Below are 21,153 nucleotides of genomic sequence, written 5' to 3' on the forward strand. Positions count from 1 at the left end.
GGGCAGCGCCCCGCGACGTGCACCTCGATCGCCGGCCCCCACCCCACGGAGCCGCACCGTGCACACCCCCCTGCCCAGACGCACCTTCCTGGCCGCGGCCGCAACCGCAGCCACGACACTCACCCTCACCGCACCCCCGGCCCACGCCACCCGCACTCCCACCCGCACCCCCACACCCACCCCCTTCGGCCCCTACGGCTCACCCAGGAACCGCCTCACCCCGGCCACCCTGTACGTCCACCCCGGAGGCGCCGGCGACCACACCACGGTCCAGGCCGCCGTCACCGCCGCCACCACCACACCCGCCCCCACCCTCGTCCTCGCCCCCGGCACCTACCGGGAGACGGTCTCCGTCCCCGCCACGGCCACCGGCATGACCTGGCTGGGCACCACCCGCGACCCCCGCGACACGGTCGTCGTGTACGACAACGCCGCCGGCACCCCGAAGCCCGACGGCTCCGGCACCTACGGCACCACCGGCTCCGCCACCGTCACCCTCCGCCCCGACGGCTTCACTGCCCACCACCTCACCTTCGCCAACGACTGGCTGCGCGCGGACCACCCGGAGATCACCGGTACGCAGGCCGTCGCCGTCAAGGTCATGGGCGACCGTTCGGCGTTCCTGTCGTGCCGGTTCCTCGGCCACCAGGACACGCTGTACGCCGACTCGCCCGCGCTGACCGCCTTCTCCCGCCAGTACTTCCGCGACTGCTACGTCGAGGGCGACGTCGACTTCGTCTTCGGCCGCGGCACCGCCGTCTTCGAACACTGCCACTTCCGGACGCTCGACCGCACCGACCTGGCCTCGGCCCCGTACGGCTTCGTGTTCGCGCCGTCCACGGCGGCCGCCAACCCGCGCGGATTCCTGGTCAGCCGCGGCCGGATCAGCTCCACGGCGCCGAAGGCGTACTACAAGCTGGCCCGGCCCTGGGTCCCGAGCTCCGACACCACGGCCCGCCCCTCCCTCGTCGTCCGCGACACGCACCTCGGCCCTGGCATCGACGCGATGGCGCCCTACACCAACATGTCGGACAGCTTCCCCTGGCAGGACCAGCGCTTCGCGGAGTACCGCAACACCGGCCCCGGAGCCGCGATCCCGCACCCGGAGAACCGCCCCCAACTCACCCGCGCGGAAGCCGAATCGGCCGTCCGCACCGCCTACTTGGGCGACTGGGCCCCGGCGGCGCCGGGAGGTCCCCGGTGATGCGCCGCCGGACACTGCTCACCGCCGCCTCGGCCGCCCTCGCCGCGACCACCTTCGCCGCCGCCGAGCCCCGCCCCCGCACGCCCCGCACACTCCACGTGCGGCCGGGCGACTCGGTGCAGGCGGCGCTGGCGGCGGTGAAGGGACCGGGCTGGACGGTGCTCGTGCACCCGGGCACGTACCGGGAAACGGTCCTCGTCCCGCCGGCAGCCACCGGCCTGACACTCAGAGGCCTCCCCGGCACCGACCCCCGCGCCACCGTCATCGTGTACGACAATGCCAACGGCACCGTGAAGCCCGACGGTTCCGGCACCTACGGCACCGCGGGCTCCGCCACCTTCACCTCCGCCGCCCCCGGCCTCACGGTCCGCGACCTCACCCTCGCCAACGACTGGCTGCGCGCCGACCACCCGGAGATCACCGGAACGCAGGCGGTCGCCGCGTACGTCACGGGCGACCGGACCCGCTTCGACAACGTTCGCCTCCTCGGTCATCAGGACACCCTCTTCGCGGACACGACCGCGCTCGACGCCTTCGACCGCCAGTACTTCCGCGACTGCTACGTCGAGGGCGACGTCGACTTCGTCTTCGGCCGCGGCACCGCCGTCTTCGAGCGCTGCCACTTCCGGGCGCTCGCCCGCGACGTCGACTTCACCCCGAAGGGCATGGTCTTCGCCCCGGCCACCGCCCGCGCCAACCCGCACGGCTTCCTGGCGGCGCGCTGCCGCTTCACCTCCGGCGCGGAGGACGGCGCGTACAAACTGGCCCGCCCCTGGGTCCCGTCCTACGAGACGACCGCCCACCCCTCCCTCGTCGTACGGGACTCCTGGCTCGGCCCCGGCATCGACCCGGTCGCGCCGTACACCAACATGCGGGACGCGTACCCGTGGCAGAGCATGCGCTTCGCCGAGTACGCCAACTCCGGCCCCGGGGCGGCGATTTCCGTCCCGGAGAACCGGCCGCAACTCACCCGCGCGGACGCCGCCGCGCACACCCGCGAGACCTACCTCGGGAACTGGAGGCCGTATGCCTGAGCCGTCACCGACCCCGTTGGGCCGCCGCGGATTCGTGACCGGAGCCGCCGCCGCGGCGCTCGCGACGGCGGCCGGGGCCGGGGGAGCGGGGCAGGCGCAGGCCGCCGAACCCGTCGGAGGCAACCTGCCCGCCTTCCACCCCCTCCTCAAGCAGGAGCTGAACTACCCGCTGGCGTGGGGCACTTCCCCCATCCGCGACTTCGGTACGTGGCGGCGCACGGCCCGCGCCACGTTCGAGGACCTCCTCCTCGTCGACCGCCAGAGCGACGTCCCGTACGCGCCGCGCTTCGAAGCGGCCTCCCAAGGGGACGGATACAGCCGCCAGTTGGTGGACGTCGCCCTCACCCGCTACGAACGGGTCCGCGGCGCCCTCCTCACCCCGGACGGCCCCGGCCCCTTCCCGGCCGTACTGCTCCTGCACGACCACGGCGCCAGGTTCGACATCGGCAAGGAGAAGTTCGTCCGCCCCTGGTACGACGACACCCGTTTGACCTCCGCGGAGGCCTGGGCCGACACGTACTTCACGGGCCGCTTCGTCGGCGACGAACTGGCACGCCGCGGCTACGTCGTCCTCTGCTTCGACGCGTACGGCTGGGGCGACCGCGGCCCCGTCGCGTACGACCAACAGCAGGCGCTGGCCAGCAACTTCTACAACCTGGGCTCGTCGCTGGCCGGTCTCATGGCCCGCGAGGACGCCCGCGCCGCCGCCTTCCTCGCCGGCCTCGACCGCGTGGACAGCCGCCGCGTCGCCGCCGTCGGCTTCTCCATGGGCGGTTACCGCGCCTGGCAGACGGCCGCGCTCAGCGACGCGGTGGCGGCGGCCGTGAGCGTCTGCTGGATGACGGGCCTGAAGGAGATGATGGTCCCCGGCAACAACACCCTGCGCGGCCAGTCCTCTTACTACATGCTCCACCCCGGCCTCGCCCGCCACCTCGACATCCCCGACGTCGCCTCCCTCGCGGCGCCCCGCCCGATGTACCTCCTCGACGGCGCGGACGACACCCTCTTCACGCGGGAGGGCGTCGACGCGGCGTACGCCCGCATGCGCACGGTCTGGCACTCCCGCCACGCCCCCGGCCACCTGCGCACGGAAACCTGGCCCGACCTCGGCCACGTCTTCGTGCAACCCATGCAGGACGCCGTCTTCACCTGGCTCGACCGCACCCTCTGACCCCGCGCACGCGGGAAACCGTCAGCCCAACTGCCACAGCGTGAACGTCACGCCCAGGAGGACCACGCCCGCCAGGGTCAGTGCCGCGCCCAGCGCGCGGAGGTGGCTCACGCGGGCCGTGCCGCGGAGGTCGAGGACCCAGCTCAGGCCCGCGCCGATGGCGATGAGGCCACCCAGGACGAAGACGCCGAGGAGGACGGGCGAGGTGGCGCGGTCGCCGGCGGCGAGGGGGAGGAGGCGCGTCGGGGGCACGGTCACGAGGGGGCCTGCATTCTGTGGGTCGATCGATTGGTTCGACCCTAGAAGGGCGGATTCAAGGCAGGGTCAACACGGCGCCATGCCGGGGCAATGGTCCCTCCCAGGTATGTCTGTATCGATCGGGCAAAGTCGGTCGCGGCGTTCCGTGTGATGCGCGTAGACAGGTACCCACCTGCACGGACTCCCCGTCTTCCGGCGGTCGCCCCAGCGATCGTCATGGCCAGAAATGGATGTCGACACCGATGCGCAAGCGCCATCTCGCCGCCGCCACAGCGACGGTCGCTTCCCTCGTACTCGCCGGCCTCGTCACCACCGGCTCCGCCGGTGCGGGCGGCACGGACCACAGGACCACGGCCGAGCCCCACAACATCGGCCTCCTCGTCAAGGAGATCGACACCTACTACGGCGCCAAGCAGGACGCCGACGGCGTATGGCAGGCCTCACCCGACAGCCCCTACGCCGATGACCTCGCCCGGATCGAGAAGGCGGCCGAGCGGCGCATATCGAAGGCCGCGAAGGCGTACCACGGCAAGGGGGACAGGCCCGCGGTCGTCTTCGACATTGACGACACCCTGCTGCTCAGCCTGGACTACGAGCAGAAGACCAACTTCGTCTACAACGACGCCAGTTGGAAGGAGTACGTGGGCAAGGCCGACCGCCCCGCGGTCTTCGGCACGCCCGAGCTCATCCGGTACGCCGAGTCCAAGGGCGTCGAGGTCTTCTACAACTCGGGGCTCGGCGAGGCCCAGCGCTCCGCCGCTGTCGAGAACCTGAAGAAGGTCGGCATCGACGTCAACCTCGACAAGGACCACGTCTTCCTCAAGGACAAGGCCAACCCGCCCGCCTACCTGGCCGACTGCGCCACGGCCGCCGCCTGGAACTGCACCACGGTGCAGTACAAGTCGGGGACCCGCAAGCACATCGAGTCCCTCGGCCACGACATCGTCGCCAACTTCGGCGACCAGTACTCCGACCTCGAAGGCGGCTACGCGGACCGGACGTACAAGCTCCCGAACCCGACGTACTACGTCGAGTAGCCCGCCCCGGGCCACCGCGACGGCAACCTTTCCCGCGGGCTGCGACCACTCAACGGCGCACCGACTCCTCAGGGAAGGAAGCCCTCGTGCGCCGCTGGGCCCGCCACCGCCGTTCCCGCGCCGCCCCGGTCGCGGCCGCCATCGCGGTCGCGGCCGGCGCGGGCGGCCTCCACCTCGGCCTCCAGGTGCCCGACGCCGAAGCGGCGACGACCGTCACGGTCGCCACGACAGTGCAGCTGGAGTCGGCCGTCGCCGCGGCCGCCGCGGGCACCACCATCCGGGTCCGCGCCGGGACCTACTACCCGGCGCAGACCCTCAAGTCGACCGCGAACGGCACCCGTTCGGCCCGCATCACCCTCACCGCGCACGGCAGCGAGAAGGTGCGGATCGACGGCTCGAAGCTCCCCGACGGCGCCTGGCTCGCGGGCATCCACGGCGACCACTGGACCGTCCAGAACCTCACCTTCCAGAACGCCCCCGCCCAGGGGTTCGTCGCCACGTCGTCCGTCGGCGGCGTCTTCGAGAACCTCGTCACCACCGACAACCGTCAGAGGGACGGTTCGCTGCCCACGACGACGTTCCTGACGACGGGGTCGACCACCATCGGGGCGACGATGGACTGAGCCGGTGAGCGGCCGGAGAGCGTCAGATAGAACGTCGCGAGCGACTCCTCCGCGCCGAACTCGTACCGGTTGACGACCTTGCCCAGCGGGCTCCACACCCGCCCGTCCGGCATCCGCACGCCCACCCGCTGGCCGAAGAAGGCGCGCTGGCCCTCGTCCAGCTCCACCCAGACGGCGCCCGCCCGCCGGGCCAGCACCTCCCCGACATACGCGCCGAGCCCGAACAGGACGGCGTCCGGCCGGTCCCGTTCGGGGCTTCCCTTGCGCAGTCCGTCGATGAGGCGGTCGACGACGCGCAGGCTGGCGACGGAGTAGTTAAGCGGCAGTCGCGACGGCGCGACGCGCGAGACGAACCGCGCCGCGTGCCGCCGCATGAGGGCCGCCGCCCGCATCTCGTCCGCAGTGCCCTCAGGCATGGTGTGCACCCCTTCTTTCCTCGGCACTCCACCAGCGGACGAGACGGCTCGGGCATCACGGGTCGCGGCCATGTCCCTTCTCACACCACGACCCGTGCCGTGCCGTACAACCTGCTCACGTCCTCATCAGTCGTAGGTCAGATCCGAAGCGGTGTACCGGCAGTACGTGCCGTCGGGGCCACTGCCGAGCTCCTTGGGCTCGGCGCCCGTGCTGTTGCCCTCGAAGCGGACGCACGGCTTGATCTTCTTGCTGCTGTCGCCGTGGATCCGGACGTTGCGCAGGGCCGCCGTGTCGCCGTAGTTGGAGTTGATGCCGACGATCGAGTTGCCGGGCGCCGTCACGTCCACGTCGTTGATGATGATGTTGCGGTTCTTGTACTGCGTCGAGCAGTTGCCGCAGGAGCGGACCAGCTTGCCGAAGTCGGCGACCTGGAACTTGGTGACGACGAGCTTGCCGGCGCCGTTGAACTGGAACACCTTGTCGGAGGCCTTCTTCGCGCCGCCCCCGTACACCGTGTACACGGACGACGTCGACTTGCCCTTGAACGTGGCGGCGTCCTCGCCGACGTCCTCCCACCACACGTTCTGCAACGTGCAACTGCCCGCGCAGTGCACGCCGTCGGCGGCGGGGGAGCCGATGATGACGTTCTTGAGGGTGGCGCCGTCGGCGAGGTTGAAGATCGGGTCCTGGCCCTCGTCCTGTCCGTCGCCGCCGAGGTCTCCGGAGCCGTAGAAGCGCTTGTAGCCGCCGTCGTACGTCCCCGAGACGGAGATCGTGCTGCTCACGGCCTGCGTACCCGTGGCCGTCGGCCAGGCGGCCGCGGCGCCCGCCGTGCTGAGCATGCCAGTGGCGGCGAGGGCGGCGCCGGTGAGGGTGAGTGCGCCGAGCGAGCCGAGGAGGGCTCTGCGGCGGGTGGCGCGGCGGCGGTGCGAGTGCGGGTTTCTTTTTGTCATGCGTACTGGTCGCCACCGGGCGCCGGGAGGTTGCCGCCGAACCAGCCTCTCCGGCGTTTGAGGAGCGGGGTCCGGGGCGGAGCCCCGTTCCTTACTCGAAGTCCCCGTCCACCGCGACCCGTTGGCCGCCCCCGGCCCGCCCCGTCACGGAGTACCTGTCGTCGGAGGCGTCCCGCCCGCCCTGCGCGTGGTCGTACTGCCCCGCGAAGACATGCTCGCCCACCGGCACCGAACGGCCCGGCCTCAGCACCCACCGGTACACGAGGAACCCGTCCCGCTCGGCGACGGACGCCGTGAAGTCGTCGGCGGGCAGCGAACGCCAGTTGCCGGTGTCGGCGACCTTCCCGGTCTGCGCCACCCGCAACTCGACCGTCAGCGAGGTGAGTTGCTCCTTTGTCTTGAACGTGACGTTCGACTGCCCCCAGTAGTCGTTGGACCCGGGGTCCACCGACCCGTCGCCCCACAGCTCCTCCGCCCGCTCCCCGGACCCCGCGGGCGCCGTACGCGTGGACGTCGACGCGGAGGGCGAGCGGCGCTTGTCCTCGGAGGCCGGCGGGGAGGCGGTCGCCGACGCCGAGGAAGAGCCCCGTGAGGCCGGATCCGAGGGCCGCGGCGAGCGCGACGTGGCGTCGGGGGAGGGCGCCGTCGACGGTTCCACGGCGACCTGCTGCTTCTGCGGCGCCGGATCGGGCCGCAGCGCCGCGCCGACCGCGAAACCGCCCACGGCGAGCGCCCCCGCGACGCCCGCGGTGACCCCGGCGATGCGCACCCAGCCCACCGCGGGGCGCCGCTCGGGCTCGGGCGCGGCGGGCTGCTCGTGCATGCCGCGCTCGATCCGGGCGAGCATCCGCTCGCGGTCCGGGCGGTGCGCGTCGGCGGCCGTGCGCAGCCGCTGCCGCAGGTGCTCGTCGCTCATCCACGACCTCCTTCCGTGGCGTCGAGTGCCGCGCCGACCGACCGTACGCGCCCGGGGGCGGGTCCGTTCAGTCCGCTCTGCCCGAGCCGTCTCTCCAGCTCCGCCATGCCCTTCGACGTCTGGCTCTTCACCGTACCGACGGACACGCCGAGGGCGAGCGCGGTGTCCTTCTCCGACAGGTCGAAGGCGTGCCGCAGTACGACGCATGCCCTCTTGCGGAACGGCAGTTCCCGCAGCGCGTCCTGCACGTCGACGACCGCCGGCACGTCCGGGCCCTCGGTGCGGTCCTGGCGGCCCGACCAGAAGAGGGCCACGCGCCGCCGCTCGCGCACCGCGCTGCGGATCCGGGTGCGGGCCAGGTTCGCGACGACACCGCGTGCGTACGCGACCGGGTGCTCGGCGGCGCGGACCCGGTCCCAGCGGTGCCAGAGCGCGAGCAGGGCGTCCGCCGCGAGGTCGTCGGCGGCGTCCGCCTCACCCGTCAACAGGTGGGCGAGGCGGGCGAGTTCGCAGTGGTGCCGTTCGAAGAAGGCGTGGAACTCGACGGCGGCAGAGTCGTCCCCAGCATCCACAACCGTGCTCACGCGATCCCTCCCTCACTGTGGCGGCCCGACGGGGGATGCGTGAGCGTACCAGCGGTGCGTACGACGCATCGAAGGGTGTCCGTGGTATCGGACACCCTTCGCTGTGTGCGTGATTGATGAAGCGTCAGCTCTTGAGCGCCGCCTGCATCATCGCCTTGGCGACCGGCCCCGCGAGGCCGCTGCCGCTCACCTCGGAGCGGGCCGCGTCCGACTGCTCGACGAGCACCGCGACGGCCACCTTCTTGCCGGTCGAGTCGTCCTTCGCGTACGAGGTGAACCAGGCGTACGGCGTCTCGCTGTTGTTCTCGCCGTGCTGCGCCGTACCGGTCTTGCCGCCGACCGTCGCACCGTCCATCCGCGCGACCGTACCGGTGCCCTTCGAGACCACGGTCTGCATCGCGGACTGGAGCTGCGAGGCGGTGGACTCGCTGATCACGCGGGTGTCGTCGCCGTCCTCGAAGGACTTCACCGCGTCGCCGTCGGCGTCCGTCACCTGCGACACCATGTGCGGGGACGCCTGCTCGCCGCCGTTGGCGATGGTCGCCGAGACCATGGCGATCTGCAGCGGCGTCGCCGTCACGTCGAACTGGCCGATGCCGGACAGCGCGGTCTGCGCGTCGTCCATCTTCGAGGGGTAGTTGCTCTTGGCGGCGCGCACCGGAACGTCCGTCTTGTCGTCGTTGAAGCCGAACTTCTCGGCCATCGCCCGCACCTTGTCCTGGCCCAGCTCGACGGCGAGCTTCCCGAAGACGGTGTTGCAGGAGTACTGGAGCGCCGTGCGCACCGAGGCGTCCTCGCAGGGCATCGAGGTCGTCTCGTTCTTCAGGTACGTGGTCGTCCCCGGCAGCTTGTACGGGTTCGGGGTGTCCGTCTTCTCGTCGATCGACGAGACCAGGCCGCTCTCCAGGGCCGCCGCGGCGACCACCAGCTTGAACGTCGAGCCGGGCGGCAGTGCCTGCTTCAGCGCCCGGTTCACGGTGGGGGAGTCCTCGTCCTTGGAGAGCTTCTTCCACTCCGCGGCGTCCGAGGAGCCCGAGCCGCTGATCTTCGAGGGGTCGAACGACGGCGTCGACACCATCCCGAGGATCTTGCCGCTGTCCGGGTCGATGGCGACGGCGGCGCCCTTCTTGTCGCCGAGCGCGCTGTACGCGGCCTTCTGCACGGCCGGGTCGATCGTCGTGATCACGTCACCCGGGTCGGTGCTCTTGCCGGTGAGGGTGTCCAGCGGGTTCTTCAGCTGCGTGTCGGTGCCGTCCAGCACGCTCTGGTAGATCCCCTCCAGCTGGGTGGCGCCGTACACCTGTGAGGTGAAGCCGGTCACCGCCGAGTACAGCGAACCGTCGGTGTACGTCCGCTTGTACTTCAGGTCGCTGGAGTCGCCCGTCCTCGTCGAACCGGTCACCGCCTTTCCGCCCACGATGATGTCGCCGAGCGGATTCGCGTACTGCGAGATCGTCTTCCGCCGGTTGTCGTCACTGTTGGCGAGGGCCTTGCCGTCGTAGAACTGCACCCAGGTCGCCCGCACCAGCAGGGCGAACACGAGCAGCAGTGTGAAGACGGAGGCGCGCCTGATCGTCTTGTTCATCGCGTACGGAAGACGAGCGGACCGGCGCGAATCGTTCCGGACCGTGTGTTTTCTCACCGTACGTTCATGTGGGGGCGAGCGACGGCCCGCCGGGTCAGCCGAGCCGGAGCACGACCTCGTCGATCTCGGCGTCGCGCGCGTGCGCGAAGCCCCGGTCGTGCCCCGTGACGACGAACCCGCACTTCTCCAGCACGCGGATCGAGCCCTGGTTGTCGGCGGCGGCACGCGCGTGCAGGGGGCGCTCGGTGACCTCCGCGAGCAGCGCCCGCAGCGCCGCCGTCGCGACGCCCCGGCCCCAGTGCGCGCGGTCGATCCAGTACGTGACCTCCAGCTCGCCCGGTTCGCCGTAGACCGCCGCGCTGCCGGCCACCTCGCCGTCGACCAGGACGGTCCGCACGACGTACTGCTCGCGGATCCGGTGCCAGTGCTCCTCGAACAGCTCCCGGTCCGCCGACTTCGGCGAGACGAACGCGGCCATGCGCATGGCCGCGGGGTCGTTGTGCTGACGGAAGAAGGCCGGCAGGTCGCCGGGGAGGACGGGGCGCAGGGTCAGCCGCATCAGAGCCTCCGCGTGGCGAGCGTCAGGCGGTCGCGGGCGTCGAAGAGGGCGTCCTTGACCATCTGCTCGTGGGCCGGGGTGAGGCGGGCCACCGGGACCGAGCAGGAGATCGCGTCGCGGGCCGGGGTGCGGTAGGGGATCGCCACGCCGAAGCAGCGCAGGCCCAGCGTGTTCTCCTCGCGGTCCACGGCGAAGCCCTGCTCGCGGATCTGGTGCAGCTCCTCGATGAGCTTCTCGCGGTCGGTGGTCGTGTGCTCGGTCAGCGCCGGCAGCGTCTCCGGCAGCAGCTTGCGGACCTGCTCGTCGGTGTGCGTGGCGAGCAGCGCCTTGCCCAGCGACGTGGAGTGCGCGGGGAGCCGGCGGCCGACGCGCGTGAACGGGCGCAGGTAGTGCTGCGACTGGCGGGTGGCGAGGTACACGACGTTCGTGCCGTCGAGACGCGCGAGGTGGATGGTCTCCGTCGTGTCGTCGGAGAGCCGGTCCAGGGTGGGCCGGGCCGCCGCCACCACCTCGTCGCCGTCGATGTACGACGTGCCGACCAGCAGCGCGCGGACACCGATGCCGTACCGCGTCCCGGTCGCGTCCGTCTCCACCCAGCCGAGGTCGACGAGCGTACGCAGCAGCATGTAGAGGCTGGACTTCGGATAGCCGACCGCCTCCTGCACCGCCGCCAGCGAGTGCATGCCGGGGCGGCCCGCGAAGTACTCCAGCAGTTCCACCGTCCGAACCGCCGACTTGACCTGCGCGCCACCTGCCGCGCCGCTCGCCGCGGCCCCCGTCTCGCCTGCCGACATCGCCCTTGACCCCTTCGTTCGACGAGAAATAGTCTCGGTGAGTAGTTCATCAACAGAGACAGCGTTCAGTATATCGAACGCACCTCGGGGCTCACCCCGGTGAGCAGCGAGAAAAGCTGGAGGAATTCGCCGTGGCAGCAACACCAGTCTGGAGTGTCGACCCTCGAACCGGGAAGCAGCGGGAACAGGTCGCGGTCGAGGCCACGGCACAAGAGGTGGACCAGGCGGTCCGTGCCGCCGAGGACGCTCGTGCCGCGCTCGCCGACCGCACCGTCCGCGCCGCGTTCCTGCGCACCGCGGCCGACCGCCTGGAAGAGGCCAAGGACCACCTCGTCGAGGCCGCGGACGCCGAGACCGCGCTCGGCCCGGTCCGGCTCACCGGTGAACTCGCGCGCAGCTGCTTCCAGCTGCGCAAGTTCGCCGAGATCGTCGACGAGGGCGCCTTCCTCGGCGTCGTCATCGACCACCCCGACGACACCGCGACGCCGCCCATCCCGGACCTGCGCCGCTACAAGATCCCGCTCGGCGTCGTCGCCGTCTACGCGGCGTCGAACTTCCCGTTCGCCTTCTCCGTGCCCGGCGGTGACACGGCGAGCGCCCTCGCGGCCGGCTGCCCGGTCGTCGTCAAGTCCCACCCCGACCACCCGGGCCTGTCCGAGCTGGTCGCCGCCACCATCCGCCGGGCTGCCGTCGAGCACGGCATCCCGGAGGGCGTCCTCGGCCTGGTGCACGGCTTCGAGGCCGGCGTCGAGCTGGTCAAGCACCCGCTGGTCTCCGCGGCCGGCTTCACCGGTTCCGTACGCGGCGGGCGCGCGCTCTTCGACGCCGCCGCGGCCCGCCCGAACCCGATCCCCTTCCACGGCGAGCTGGGTTCGCTGAACCCGGTCGTGATCACCGAGGACGCGGCCACCGAGCGCCCCGACCAGATCGGCACCGGCCTGGCCGGTTCGATGACGCTGGGCGTCGGCCAGTTCTGCGTGAAGCCGGGCCTCGTCTTCGCGCCGACCGGCGAGGCGGGCGACAGCCTGGTCAAGTCCCTGACCGCCGCCGTCAGCGACACCGCCTCCGGCGTCCTGCTCGACCACCGCATGCGCGACAACTTCATCGCCGGGGTCGCCGAGCGGGCCCAGCTGCCCGACGTCGAGGCCCCGGTGACGCCCGGCGCGGGCGGCGAGCACTCGGTGGCGCCCGGCTTCCTCACGGTGCCGGCCACCCGGCTCGCCACCGAGGGCGGCGCGCACGACCTGCTCCTGGAGGAGTGCTTCGGCCCCGTCACGGTCGTCGCGCGCTACGACTCGGCCGACGAGATCACGGCGGTGCTGAACCGGCTGCCCGGCAACCTCACGGCGACGGTCCAGCTGTCGGCCGCCGAGGCCGCCGGTGAGGGCCGCGGCGCCGAGATCCTCGCCGAGCTGACCCCCATCGCGGGCCGCGTCCTCGTCAACGGCTGGCCGACCGGTGTCGCCGTCGCCCCCGCTCAGCACCACGGCGGCCCGTACCCGGCGACGACGTCGACGTCCACGTCGGTCGGCGGCACGGCCATCGAGCGCTGGCTGCGCCCGGTCACGTACCAGACGACGCCGGAGGCGCTGCTGCCGCCGGAGCTGCGCGACGACAACCCGCTGGGGCTGCCGCGCCGCTACAACGGCCGACTGGAGCTCTGAGCGGACGGGGCGCACGCGCCCCTGCGAGACTGACGGCATGGATCTCGAACTGCCGCCCCTGCCCTTCCCGTTGCGCACCTACGGACCCGACGGCCACTGGTCGTACGAGGACGGGGTGCTCACCGGGTGGGCGGGGCCCCGCCAGGACCGCTTCGTGCCGCCGACGGGGTCCTCGCTCGACCCCGCCTCGGACGCGCCGCGCCTCCTCGGCGCCCCCGACGGGGACTTCCAGCTGATAGCCCGCGTCACGGTCGGCTTCGCCGCCGCCTTCGACGCGGGGGTGCTCTACGTCCACGTCGGCGACCGGGAGTGGGCGAAGCTCTGCTTCGAGCGGTCGCCGGACGAGCCGACGATCTGCACGGTGGTCACGCGCGGGCACTCGGACGACGCGAACGCGTTCGTGGTGCCGGGGTCCTCGGTGTGGCTCCGGGTGAGCCGCACCGGCTCCGCCTTCGCCTTCCACGCCTCCGCCGACGGCGAGACGTGGACGTTCGTCCGCATCTTCTCCCTCGGCGACGAGAAGTCCGCGTCGGCGGCCCTCGTCGGCTTCCTGGCGCAGTCGCCGGTGGGCGAGGGCTGCGTGGTCACCTACGACCACATCGCCTACCGCCCCACGTGGCCGAGCGCCCTGCGCGACGGCTCCTGAGGTTCCCTCGCGGGGGCGGGCCGGGGGCCCGTGAAACCCGGCGGCCCGTCCCCGCGTCTCCCGGTACATGATCCGTACCGCCGTTCCGGCCGACGCCCCCACGCTCGCCGCCCTGCACCGCAGGGCCCGCGCCACGTACTACCCGGACGGGGTGCCGGGGGACGACGATCCGCGGGAGTGGGTGGAGCGGTGGGAGCAGGCGATCGGGCGGGTGCGGGGGCATGTGCTGGTGTGCGTGCGCGACGGCACCGTCGTCGGCCTCGCCTCGTTCCGGCGGCCCGAGGACGCCCCCGCGGACACGGTCGTCCTGTACCAGTTCCAGGTCGACCCCGACCACTGGCGCCGCGGCATCGGCGCGGAACTGCACGCCGCCTGCCTGGAGCAGTGGCGGGTGGACGGGGTCACCGAGGCCCACCTCATCGTGCACGGGGACAACACCCGCGCCCAGACCTTCTACGCCCGGCACGGCTGGGTCGACGAGGGACCCGGGCACGCCGGTGGCTCCCACCACCGCATGCGGCTCACCCCGCGCCGGGAATGACCGCGGGCCCCGGCCGGTTGTAGGGGACGGGCCGGCCACCCCCGCCCCGTACACACCCCCGGTACGCACCCCCCGTACACACCCCGCTGGAGCGAGAGACCCTCATGCGCGTCGAGATCTGGACCGACATCAACTGCCCGTTCTGCTACATAGGCAAGGCCCGCTTCGAAGAGGCGCTCGGCGGATTCGCGCACAAGGACGACGTGGAGGTCGTGCACCGGTCCTTCGAGCTCGACCCGAACGCCCAGCGGGGCGAGACCGGGCTCGTCGTCCCGTACATCGCCAAGAAGTACGGCATCAGCGAGGCGCAGGCCGCCGCCAACGAGCAGGGCCTCGGGCAGCAGGCCGCCACCCTCGGCCTGCCCTACCTCACCGAGGGCCGCGACTTCGGCAACAGCTTCGACCTGCACCGGCTGCTGCATCTCGCCAAGGACAAGGGCGTCCAGGACCAGATGATCGACGCCCTGTACCGGGGCAACTTCGCCGAGCAGGACTCTGTCTTCGGCGACACCGAGAACGTCGTGCGGCTCGCCGTCGAGGCCGGCCTCGACGAGACCGAGGTGCGCGCCCTGCTCGCCGACCCCACGGTCTACGCCGACGAGGTGCGCGCCGACGAGCGCGAGGCCGCCGAGCTCGGCGCGAACGGCGTGCCCTTCTTCGTGATCGACCGCAAGTACGGCGTCTCCGGCGCCCAGCCCGCCGACGTCTTCACGCAGGCGCTGACCCAGGCGTGGGGCGACCGCTCCCCGCTCACCGTCATCGACAGCGCGGCCGGCGGCGACGCCTGCGGCCCCGACGGCTGCGCGGTCCCGCAGTCCTGACCTGCACGCATAAGCGTTGCTTGGACGTACCCGGTAGAAATTCGCGATGGACGGGTAGGTGGTGGCGCGGCACAGTGGTGCCCATGGAGACTTCCGGTGCGCACCAGGCTCTCGACGCGGAGCTCGTCCGCGCGCAGTACACCCCCGCCACCACCTACCTGAACACCGCGAGTTCCGGGCTGCTGCCGGTCCGGGCCGCGGCCGCGATGCGGGCCGCGATCGCCGACATGACCGAGGGACGTTCCCCGGACTCGCTCTTCGGCGACGTCGAGGAGGCGCGGGCCGCGTTCGCGCGGATCGCGGGCGTCCCCGTCGGCCGGGTGGCGGTCGGCGGATCCGTCGCCGTCTACAGCGGACTCCTCGCCGCCTCCCTGCCCGCCGGGGCCGAAGTCCTCACCGCCGAGGGCGACTTCAGCTCCACGGTCAATCCCTTCCACGCGCGCGGCGACCTCAAGGTCCGCGCCGTCCCCCTCGACGCGCTCCCCGACGCCGTCCGCCCCGGCACCGCGCTCGTCGCGGTGAGCGCGGCCCAGTCCGCGGACGGCCGGGTCGCGGACGTGCCCGCGCTCCGCGTCGCCACCCGGGCGCACGGCGCCCGGCTCTACGTCGACGTGTCGCAGGCGGCGGGCTGGTACCCGGTCGCCGCGCTCGCGGCCGACGCCGACTACCTGGCGTCCGTCGCCTTCAAGTGGCTGACCTGCCCGCGCGGCGCCGTCTTCTTCGTCGGCCCGGCCGACACCGAGGGCTTCGAGGCGCTCACACCCGTCTTCGGCGGCTGGGTCGCGGGGGAGAGGCCCTGGGACAGCTGCTACGGGCCGGTGACCGAACTCGCCCGCTCCGCCCGCCGGTTCGACGAGACGCCGGGCCTGATCGCGTACACGGGAGCGCGTGAATCCCTCGCCGTGATCGAGGAGCTGGGCGTGGAGGCGGTCCGGGCCCACGACCTCGCGCTCGCAGACCGGTTCCGCACCGGACTCGCCGGACTCGGGCGCGCACCGGTGCCGTCGCCCGGCTCGCCGATCGTCTCCGTTCCCGGACTCGGCGCGAAACAGCCCGCGTTGCAGAGCGCGGGCATCGAACTCTCCAACAGGGCAGGGAACTTGAGGGCCTCCTTCCATCTCTACAACACGGCCGCCGACGTCGACCGGCTCCTCGACGTGCTCTCCGGCTGAAGTCCGGCCGGACCCTGGCGCCCCGCTCCCCGGGACGCTAGGAAGGCACTACGAGGTGGTGGTGCCGGTGGCCCGTACGGACACGTACGACCCGAAGGACGAGCCCGAGGACGACCGGAAGGGCGACCCCGGGAGCCGGGCCGCGGACGACGCCGAGCTGCATCGACGTCTCGTCTACGGGGACGAGGCCGCGCTCTCCGAGGCGTACGACGCGTACAGCGGGCTCGTCCGCGGCGTCGCCGTGCGCGTGACCCGCTCGGCGGGCGCGGCGGACGACGTCGCGCAGGAGGTCTTCGCGCACCTGTGGGCCCGCCCCTACGCCTTCGACGCGCGCCGCGGCACGCTCCGTACCTGGCTGACCATGCTGGCGCACCGCCGCGCCGTCGACTGGGTGCGCAGCGAGGCCCGGCACCGCAAGGCCGCCACCGCGGACGACGCGGCGCTGCACGCCATCCCGGCCCCGGACCCCGGGCCCGACGAGCGCGTCGTCGACCGCGAGCGCTCGCTGCTGCTGCACTCGGCGGTGGCCCAACTCCCCCTGCCGCAGCGGCAAGTGGTCCACCTGGCGTATTTCGCCGGCCGGACGTACCGTCAAGCTGCGGCGGAACTCGGCATCCCGGAAGGGACCGCCAAGACCCGCATGCGGACCGCACTGCACCGCCTCGCCGAGACCCTGGCGGACCCGCCGGACCCGGCCTACGAGGCCCAGGAAAGGGGTGCCTGATGGCCACGGACGCGCGCGACCACGCCACCGTCGGCGAACTCCTGGGCGCCTGGGCCCTGGGTGCCCTCCCCGCCGACGAACAGCGCCTGGTGCCCGCCCACTTGGCGGACTGCGAGGAGTGCGCGGCGGAGGCGGAGCGGCTCCGGGCGACGGTCCGGGCGCTGCGGGGGCCCAACGGCAACGGCTCGAACGGCAGCGGTCCGCACGGCAACGGCGGCGCGGCCGGTTCCCTCCCGCTGCGCACCGACAGCGGGCCGCTCGCCGCCGCCCTGGCCCGCCGCCCGCCCGCGCCCCGCCCCGCCGCCGCGGCCACCGCCGCGCACGCGCAGCCCTACGCGGCCGTGGTCGCCGCGCTCCAGGCGCTGCTCGCCGAGGCGGAGGACGCGTGGACCACGGAGGTCGTCCACGGCTGGACGGTCCGCGACACGGTCGCGCACCTCATCGCCGCCGACGAGCCGCTCGCCGCCCACCTGGGCCTGCCCACCCACGCATCGCCCGCCGACGCGGCGGACGACGCCACCGACTGGCGCACCTCCTGGGAGGCCCGCACCCGTACGGTCATCGCCCACGAACGCGCGCGCGACCCGCGCGACACGGTGGACACCTGGCGCCACCGCGCCGCCGGACTGCTCGCCGCCCCGGCCGCCCAGGACCCCGAACTCGCCGCGCAGGCAGCGACGTTGATGGGGGCGCGGCTGCCCGTCGCCGACCACTTCCTGGTGCGCGCCTTCGAGACGTGGATCCACAGCGGCGACATCGGCCGCGCCCTCGACCTCCCCGTGCCCGCGCCGCCCACCGCCCACCTGTGGCGTCTGGTGCAACTGGCCGTACGGATTCTCGGCACGGCGCTGGGCCCCGGGGCCTCGCCGGTCGCCCTCACCGTCACGGACGCGAGTCGCACCACGGAGTGGATCCTCGGCTCCGAGGGCGAGCCGGTGCGGGCCGAACTCGCCCTGGACCCGGTCGACTTCTGCCTCCTCGTCGGCGGCCGCACCACCCCCGACGCCCTGCCCGCGGGCACCGGCGACCCGGCGGCGGCCCGCACCCTCCTGGACCGCGCCGCACAACTCGCCTGGCTGTGAGGCGGCCGGCGACCCCCGTCACATGAGTGGGGGCGGGACCGCGAACGGTCCCGCCCCCACTCATGTTCCCGTGCCGGTCACTTCACCGGAGTGAAGTCCCGCGCCCCGATGTACTCGGGCCGCCGCACCGGCGCCGCGAACGGCTCCACCGCCGTGTTCTCCACGCTGTTGAACACGATGAACACGTTCGAGCGCGGGTACGGGGTGATGTTGTCGCCCGAACCGTGCATGGCGTTGCAGTCGAACCAGGTCGCCGAGCCGGGCTTGCCGGTGAACAGCTTGATGCCGTGGGCATCGGCGAACTTGCTCAGGGCCTCGTCCGAGGGCAGCCCCGCGTCCTGCATCTGGAGCGACTTCTTGTAGTTGTCCTTCGGCGTCTCGCCCGCGCAGCCGAGGAACGTCTTGTGCGAACCGGGCATGATCATGAGCCCGCCGTTGGTGTCGTAGTTCTCCGTCAGCGCGATGGAGACGGACACCGTCCGCATGTTCGGCAGGCCGTCCTCGGCGTGCCAGGTCTCGAAGTCCGAGTGCCAGTAGAAGCCCCGCGCCCCGAAACCGGGCTTGACGTTGATCCGCGACTGGTGGACGTACACGTCCGAGCCGAGGATCTGGCGGGCCCGCTCCACGATGCGCTCGTCGCGCACCAGGTTGGCGAAGACCTCGCTGATCTTGTGGATCTCGAAGACCGAGCGGATCTCCTGCGACTGCTTCTCGACGATGGAACGCTCGTCGGCGCGCATCGTCGGATCGGTGACCAAACGATTCAGCTCGGCCTGGTAGATGCCGATCTCGTCCGGACCGATCAGCTCGTCGATGGCGAGGAAGCCGTCCCGCTCGAAGGAGGCGAGGTCCGACTGGCGGATCGGTCCTCGCGCTCCCTCCGCCGACCAGACGACCGGGTCGACACGCGGCGTGGCGACCTCGGAGGCGCCACGCGTCGGGTACAGGTCCGTGATGTCGGGTGCGGTCGTCATCGGGATCAGGCCTCCTCGTCCTCGGTCAGCAGCGGGTAGACGCCGTTCTCGTCGTGATCCTCCCGTCCGGTCACCGGAGGGTTGAACACGCAGACGCAGCGGAAGTCGGTCTTCGGGCGCAGAGTGTGCTTCTCGTGGCCGTCCAGGAGGTACATCGTTCCTGGCTCGATCCAGTGCGTCTCACCGGTGTCCCGGTTGGTGAGCTCGGCCTCTCCTTCTACGCAGAGTACGGCCTCGATGTGGTTGGCGTACCACATATCGGTCTCCGTACCGGCGTAGAGGATCGTCTCGTGCAGGGAGAAGCCGACCTTCTCCTTCGCGAGGACGATGCGCTTGCTCTCCCAGGTGCCGGTCGCCGACTTCACGTGCCGGTCGGTGTTCTCAATCTCCTTGAACGAACGGACAATCACGGTGGGTTGCTGCCTTTCCTCGTCAACGTGGTGGTGCTTGTCAGGCGGTTTCGCGCACCGCTCGGGTGAGCGTGCGAAGCCCCTCGTCCAGCTCCTCGGGGGTGATCGTCAGCGCCGGAAGCAGCTTGACGACCTCGCTCTCGGGGCCGGAGGTCTCGATGAGCAGGCCCAGCTCGAAGGCGCGCCTGGCGACCTTCCCGGCCCGCTCCTTGTCGCGGAACTCGATGCCCCAGACGAGGCCCCGGCCGCGGTACTCGACGATGTCGTCGTGGTACTCCAGGCGCAGCGCGCCGAGCACCTGGTCGATCTGCTCGCCGCGCTCCATGGTCTGCTTCTCCATGGCCGCACCGTCGGTCCAGTACGTCTCCAGGGCCGCGGCGGCCGTCACGAACGCGGGGTTGTTGCCGCGGAACGTGCCGTTGTGCTCGCCCGGCTCCCAGATGTCGAGCTCCGGCTTGAACAGGCACAGGGACATGGGCATCCCGTACCCGCTGATGGACTTCGAAACGGTCACGATGTCCGGTGTGATGCCCGCCTCCTCGAAGGAGAAGAAGGCGCCGGTGCGGCCGCAGCCCATCTGGATGTCGTCGACGATCAGCAGCATGTCCCAGCGCTCGCAGACATCGGCGAGCTTGCGCAGCCACTCGGCGCGGGCGACGTTGATGCCGCCCTCGCCCTGCACGGTCTCGACGATCACGGCGGCCGGGGTGTTCAGGCCGGAACCGGAGTCCTCCAGGAGGCGCTCGAACCAGATGAAGTCGGGGGTGCGCCCGTCGAGGTAGTTGTCGAACGGCATCGGCGTGCCGTGCACCAGCGGGATGCCGGCGCCGGCCCGCTTGAACGCGTTGCCGGTCACGGCGAGCGAGCCGAGCGACATGCCGTGGAAGGCGTTGGTGAAGGACACGATGGACTCGCGGCCCTTCACCTTGCGGGCCAGCTTCAGCGCGGACTCGACGGCGTTGGTGCCCGTCGGGCCCGGGAACATGACCTTGTACGGCAGGTCGCGCGGGCGCAGGATGATGTTCTGGAAGGACTCCAGGAAGTTGCGCTTGGCCGAGGTCGACATGTCGAGCCCGTGCACGACGCCGTCGCGCTCCAGGTAGTCGATCAGGGCGCGTTTCAGCACGGGGTTGTTGTGGCCGTAGTTGAGCGAACCTGCGCCGGCGAAGAAGTCCAGGTACTCGTGGCCGTCCTCGTCGTACATGCGGCTGCCCTGGGCCCGGTCGAAGACGGTGGGCCAGCCGCGGCAGTAGCTGCGCACCTCCGACTCAAGGGTCTCGAAGACGCTCAGGTCCGGCTGGGTGATGGTCACAGCGAAACTCCTCTAGGGAGGGAAGATGAGGGGGGTTCGGGTGGGTGGGTTTCGAGGGCGTGCTCAGGCCAGCGGACCGATGCGGTACAGCTCCTCGGGCAGGTGCCCGTCGTCCGGGAACAGACCCGCGTCGAACAGCACCGTGCGCGCCACACCGACGCGGTGCCTGCGGGCGAACGAGGAGAACAGGGCCTGCGACGCGGCGTTGTCCGGCGTGATGGTCGTTTCGAGCAGGGTGACCGGACGTGCCGCCGCGACCCGCGCGGCCAGCCCGTCGAGCAACGCGGCGGCGAGGCCGCGTCCGCGGTGCGCAGCGTCCACGGCGACCTGCCACACCACGAGGGTGTCGGGGCGGTCGGGACGCATGTAGCCGGTGATGAAACCGGCCACCTCGCCCTTCTCGTCGCGTGCGATCACCGACGTGGCGGCGAAGTCGCGACACCACAGCAGGTAGCTGTAGGAGGAGTTGAGGTCGAGCACCTTCGAGTCGCGGGCGATACGCCAGATCGCGGCGCCGTCGGCCACCTCGGGGTGGACGATCTTCAGTCCGTCGGGGACCGGGGCTGTTTCGGCGACTTCCAGGAATTGCGCTTGTGCGGCGGTCATGGAAATTGAATTTACCGAGCAATTTTCGGGATTGCACCCGCGACAGGGGTTACGCAACGCCGATGT

The 21,153-nt window shown here is 71.8% G+C and carries 23 protein-coding genes and 1 pseudogene; 12 read left to right on the forward strand and 12 right to left on the reverse strand.

Translation table 11 applies throughout. The features are described 5' to 3' along the window. Nucleotides 1-58 precede the first annotated feature (58 nt). Genes ACYBSK_RS09080 through ACYBSK_RS09090 form a run of 3 tightly spaced genes read left to right on the forward strand, consistent with a single transcriptional unit; the run spans nucleotide 59 to nucleotide 3,409 of the window. Entirely contained in the window at nucleotides 59-1,204 is a 1,146-nt protein-coding gene (locus ACYBSK_RS09080) for a pectinesterase family protein (RefSeq protein WP_460245731.1), read from the forward strand. Continuing rightward, the gene (locus tag ACYBSK_RS09085; protein WP_460245732.1) at nucleotides 1,204-2,238 is read left to right on the forward strand and encodes a pectinesterase family protein; all 1,035 of its coding nucleotides are present in this window, start codon (nucleotides 1,204-1,206) and stop codon (nucleotides 2,236-2,238) included. Before ACYBSK_RS09080 ends, ACYBSK_RS09085 begins: the two co-directional genes overlap by 1 nt. Beyond that, nucleotides 2,231-3,409 (forward strand): dienelactone hydrolase family protein, encoded by a 1,179-nt coding sequence (locus ACYBSK_RS09090; protein WP_460245733.1) that lies wholly within the window; start codon nucleotides 2,231-2,233, stop codon nucleotides 3,407-3,409. The genes ACYBSK_RS09085 and ACYBSK_RS09090 overlap by 8 nt, the downstream gene beginning before the upstream one ends. 21 nt (nucleotides 3,410-3,430) lie before the next feature. Here ACYBSK_RS09090 and ACYBSK_RS09095 read toward each other — a convergent pair whose 3' ends face one another. Next, complete coding sequence (locus ACYBSK_RS09095; RefSeq protein WP_460245734.1) at nucleotides 3,431-3,667, reverse strand: hypothetical protein; 237 nt, start codon at nucleotides 3,665-3,667, stop codon at nucleotides 3,431-3,433. Between the two features lie 242 nt (nucleotides 3,668-3,909). Here ACYBSK_RS09095 and ACYBSK_RS09100 point away from each other — a divergent pair, with 242 nt between their 5' ends. Continuing rightward, a complete protein-coding gene (locus ACYBSK_RS09100; RefSeq protein WP_460245735.1) occupies nucleotides 3,910-4,704 on the forward strand; it encodes an HAD family acid phosphatase in 795 nt (264 codons plus the stop codon). Nucleotides 4,705-4,790: 86 nt separating this feature from the next. After that, nucleotides 4,791-5,249, forward strand: a pseudogene (locus ACYBSK_RS09105) (right-handed parallel beta-helix repeat-containing protein); the annotation flags it as partial. A gap of 2 nt (nucleotides 5,250-5,251) precedes the next feature. On the opposite strand, the gene ACYBSK_RS09110 reads toward ACYBSK_RS09105, so the two are convergent. The 7 genes from ACYBSK_RS09110 to ACYBSK_RS09140 form a co-directional block, all read right to left on the reverse strand. Beyond that, entirely contained in the window at nucleotides 5,252-5,743 is a 492-nt protein-coding gene (locus ACYBSK_RS09110) for a hypothetical protein (RefSeq protein WP_460245736.1), read from the reverse strand. 126 nt (nucleotides 5,744-5,869) lie between these two features. Next, nucleotides 5,870-6,697 (reverse strand): pectate lyase, encoded by an 828-nt coding sequence (locus ACYBSK_RS09115; RefSeq protein WP_457476373.1) that lies wholly within the window; start codon nucleotides 6,695-6,697, stop codon nucleotides 5,870-5,872. Nucleotides 6,698-6,788: 91 nt separating this feature from the next. After that, complete coding sequence (locus tag ACYBSK_RS09120) at nucleotides 6,789-7,613, reverse strand: hypothetical protein (RefSeq protein WP_460245737.1); 825 nt, start codon at nucleotides 7,611-7,613, stop codon at nucleotides 6,789-6,791. Beyond that, complete coding sequence (locus tag ACYBSK_RS09125; RefSeq protein WP_457476375.1) at nucleotides 7,610-8,197, reverse strand: SigE family RNA polymerase sigma factor; 588 nt, start codon at nucleotides 8,195-8,197, stop codon at nucleotides 7,610-7,612. Before ACYBSK_RS09125 ends, ACYBSK_RS09120 begins: the two co-directional genes overlap by 4 nt. 124 nt (nucleotides 8,198-8,321) lie before the next feature. Continuing rightward, a complete protein-coding gene (locus ACYBSK_RS09130; RefSeq protein ID WP_460245738.1) occupies nucleotides 8,322-9,782 on the reverse strand; it encodes a peptidoglycan D,D-transpeptidase FtsI family protein in 1,461 nt (486 codons plus the stop codon). A gap of 94 nt (nucleotides 9,783-9,876) precedes the next feature. After that, nucleotides 9,877-10,341 (reverse strand): GNAT family N-acetyltransferase, encoded by a 465-nt coding sequence (locus tag ACYBSK_RS09135; RefSeq protein ID WP_460245739.1) that lies wholly within the window; start codon nucleotides 10,339-10,341, stop codon nucleotides 9,877-9,879. Continuing rightward, nucleotides 10,341-11,135, reverse strand: a complete 795-nt coding sequence (locus ACYBSK_RS09140) for an IclR family transcriptional regulator (RefSeq protein ID WP_457476378.1) — start codon at nucleotides 11,133-11,135, stop codon at nucleotides 10,341-10,343. Before ACYBSK_RS09140 ends, ACYBSK_RS09135 begins: the two co-directional genes overlap by 1 nt. A 131-nt stretch (nucleotides 11,136-11,266) precedes the next feature. Here ACYBSK_RS09140 and ACYBSK_RS09145 point away from each other — a divergent pair, with 131 nt between their 5' ends. The 7 genes from ACYBSK_RS09145 to ACYBSK_RS09175 all read left to right on the forward strand — a co-directional run bounded on the left by ACYBSK_RS09145 (nucleotide 11,267) and on the right by ACYBSK_RS09175 (nucleotide 17,785). Further along, nucleotides 11,267-12,799 carry an aldehyde dehydrogenase (NADP(+)) gene (locus ACYBSK_RS09145; protein WP_457476379.1) on the forward strand — a complete coding sequence of 511 codons (1,533 nt, stop codon included), beginning with the start codon at nucleotides 11,267-11,269 and terminating at the stop codon, nucleotides 12,797-12,799. A 37-nt stretch (nucleotides 12,800-12,836) separates the two neighbouring features. Next, on the forward strand, nucleotides 12,837-13,445 hold the full coding sequence (locus ACYBSK_RS09150; protein WP_457476380.1) for a DUF1349 domain-containing protein: 609 nt from the start codon (nucleotides 12,837-12,839) through the stop codon (nucleotides 13,443-13,445). Between the two features lie 67 nt (nucleotides 13,446-13,512). Then, a complete protein-coding gene (locus ACYBSK_RS09155; RefSeq protein WP_460245740.1) occupies nucleotides 13,513-13,986 on the forward strand; it encodes a GNAT family N-acetyltransferase in 474 nt (157 codons plus the stop codon). A 104-nt stretch (nucleotides 13,987-14,090) separates the two neighbouring features. Then, nucleotides 14,091-14,807 (forward strand): DsbA family oxidoreductase, encoded by a 717-nt coding sequence (locus tag ACYBSK_RS09160; protein ID WP_460245741.1) that lies wholly within the window; start codon nucleotides 14,091-14,093, stop codon nucleotides 14,805-14,807. Nucleotides 14,808-14,890: 83 nt separating this feature from the next. After that, complete coding sequence (locus ACYBSK_RS09165) at nucleotides 14,891-15,979, forward strand: aminotransferase class V-fold PLP-dependent enzyme (protein WP_460245742.1); 1,089 nt, start codon at nucleotides 14,891-14,893, stop codon at nucleotides 15,977-15,979. Nucleotides 15,980-16,136: 157 nt separating this feature from the next. Next, on the forward strand, nucleotides 16,137-16,703 hold the full coding sequence (locus ACYBSK_RS09170) for a sigma-70 family RNA polymerase sigma factor (protein ID WP_457481693.1): 567 nt from the start codon (nucleotides 16,137-16,139) through the stop codon (nucleotides 16,701-16,703). After that, nucleotides 16,703-17,785, forward strand: coding sequence for a maleylpyruvate isomerase family mycothiol-dependent enzyme (locus ACYBSK_RS09175; protein ID WP_460245743.1), 1,083 nt, complete (start codon nucleotides 16,703-16,705; stop codon nucleotides 17,783-17,785). Before ACYBSK_RS09170 ends, ACYBSK_RS09175 begins: the two co-directional genes overlap by 1 nt. 77 nt (nucleotides 17,786-17,862) lie before the next feature. Here ACYBSK_RS09175 and thpD read toward each other — a convergent pair whose 3' ends face one another. The 4 genes from thpD to ectA form a co-directional block, all read right to left on the reverse strand. Next, the gene (thpD, locus tag ACYBSK_RS09180; RefSeq protein ID WP_457476385.1) at nucleotides 17,863-18,759 is read right to left on the reverse strand and encodes an ectoine hydroxylase; all 897 of its coding nucleotides are present in this window, start codon (nucleotides 18,757-18,759) and stop codon (nucleotides 17,863-17,865) included. A 5-nt stretch (nucleotides 18,760-18,764) separates the two neighbouring features. Then, complete coding sequence (locus ACYBSK_RS09185; protein ID WP_457476386.1) at nucleotides 18,765-19,169, reverse strand: ectoine synthase; 405 nt, start codon at nucleotides 19,167-19,169, stop codon at nucleotides 18,765-18,767. A 40-nt stretch (nucleotides 19,170-19,209) separates the two neighbouring features. Continuing rightward, nucleotides 19,210-20,481: a diaminobutyrate--2-oxoglutarate transaminase gene (gene ectB / locus ACYBSK_RS09190; protein ID WP_457476387.1), complete on the reverse strand. Its 1,272-nt coding sequence runs from the start codon at nucleotides 20,479-20,481 to the stop codon at nucleotides 19,210-19,212. Nucleotides 20,482-20,544: 63 nt separating this feature from the next. Beyond that, complete coding sequence (gene ectA / locus ACYBSK_RS09195; RefSeq protein ID WP_457476388.1) at nucleotides 20,545-21,087, reverse strand: diaminobutyrate acetyltransferase; 543 nt, start codon at nucleotides 21,085-21,087, stop codon at nucleotides 20,545-20,547. Between the last annotated feature and the right edge of the window lie 66 nt (nucleotides 21,088-21,153).

It is taken from the genome of Streptomyces sp. BYX5S, assembly GCF_054724165.1.

Coding starts and splice junctions, on each gene's coding strand:
- ACYBSK_RS09085 (WP_460245732.1), top strand. CDS start 1,204: ATGCGCCGCCGGACACTGCTCACCGCCGCCTCGGCCGCCCTCGCCGCG.
- ACYBSK_RS09090 (WP_460245733.1), top strand. CDS start 2,231: ATGCCTGAGCCGTCACCGACCCCGTTGGGCCGCCGCGGATTCGTGACC.
- ACYBSK_RS09100 (WP_460245735.1), top strand. CDS start 3,910: ATGCGCAAGCGCCATCTCGCCGCCGCCACAGCGACGGTCGCTTCCCTC.
- ACYBSK_RS09110 (WP_460245736.1), bottom strand. CDS start 5,743: ATGCCTGAGGGCACTGCGGACGAGATGCGGGCGGCGGCCCTCATGCGG.
- ACYBSK_RS09115 (WP_457476373.1), bottom strand. CDS start 6,697: ATGACAAAAAGAAACCCGCACTCGCACCGCCGCCGCGCCACCCGCCGC.
- ACYBSK_RS09120 (WP_460245737.1), bottom strand. CDS start 7,613: ATGAGCGACGAGCACCTGCGGCAGCGGCTGCGCACGGCCGCCGACGCG.
- ACYBSK_RS09130 (WP_460245738.1), bottom strand. CDS start 9,782: ATGAACAAGACGATCAGGCGCGCCTCCGTCTTCACACTGCTGCTCGTG.
- ACYBSK_RS09135 (WP_460245739.1), bottom strand. CDS start 10,341: ATGCGGCTGACCCTGCGCCCCGTCCTCCCCGGCGACCTGCCGGCCTTC.
- ACYBSK_RS09140 (WP_457476378.1), bottom strand. CDS start 11,135: ATGTCGGCAGGCGAGACGGGGGCCGCGGCGAGCGGCGCGGCAGGTGGC.
- ACYBSK_RS09150 (WP_457476380.1), top strand. CDS start 12,837: ATGGATCTCGAACTGCCGCCCCTGCCCTTCCCGTTGCGCACCTACGGA.
- ACYBSK_RS09155 (WP_460245740.1), top strand. CDS start 13,513: ATGATCCGTACCGCCGTTCCGGCCGACGCCCCCACGCTCGCCGCCCTG.
- ACYBSK_RS09160 (WP_460245741.1), top strand. CDS start 14,091: ATGCGCGTCGAGATCTGGACCGACATCAACTGCCCGTTCTGCTACATA.
- ACYBSK_RS09165 (WP_460245742.1), top strand. CDS start 14,891: ATGGAGACTTCCGGTGCGCACCAGGCTCTCGACGCGGAGCTCGTCCGC.
- ACYBSK_RS09175 (WP_460245743.1), top strand. CDS start 16,703: ATGGCCACGGACGCGCGCGACCACGCCACCGTCGGCGAACTCCTGGGC.
- thpD (WP_457476385.1), bottom strand. CDS start 18,759: ATGACGACCGCACCCGACATCACGGACCTGTACCCGACGCGTGGCGCC.
- ectA (WP_457476388.1), bottom strand. CDS start 21,087: ATGACCGCCGCACAAGCGCAATTCCTGGAAGTCGCCGAAACAGCCCCG.